The sequence below is a fragment of the Dyella ginsengisoli LA-4 genome, from assembly GCF_000334915.1.
GTDB classification, from domain to species: Bacteria; Pseudomonadota; Gammaproteobacteria; order Xanthomonadales; family Rhodanobacteraceae; genus Dyella_A; species Dyella_A ginsengisoli_A.
The window spans coordinates 1-270 of the sequence record NZ_AMSF01000026.1 but is presented as its reverse complement, the minus strand read 5'-3'; the positions used below and the strand labels follow the sequence as shown (position 1 = coordinate 270).

Sequence of the window (270 nt, the reverse complement as noted above, 5' to 3'; positions counted from 1 at the left end):
GCGTGGGCGACACCATCGCCGGCAACAACCAGACCTACACGCTGACCGGCGCCAATGCCGGCAACAACGGCACGGTGAGCTGGACCTCGTTCGAGAACATCGCCGACAGCGGCACCGGCACGCTCCAGGCGAGTGGCGCGACCTTCAACCTCAGCGGCAGCAACTCGGGCACGGTGACCACCCTGTTGCCCGGAGGCTTCAGCGGTATCGGCAATCTCGACGACGCCACCGGCAGCGTGGTCTTCGGTGCGGGCGGCAGCCTTGGCGGCA

The 270-nt window shown here is 68.1% G+C and carries 1 protein-coding gene; it reads left to right on the top strand.

The window, feature by feature from the left end:
- Positions 1-270 (top strand): hypothetical protein (locus C693_RS21385; protein ID WP_198506850.1); only part of this gene is annotated, 270 nt, incomplete at both ends.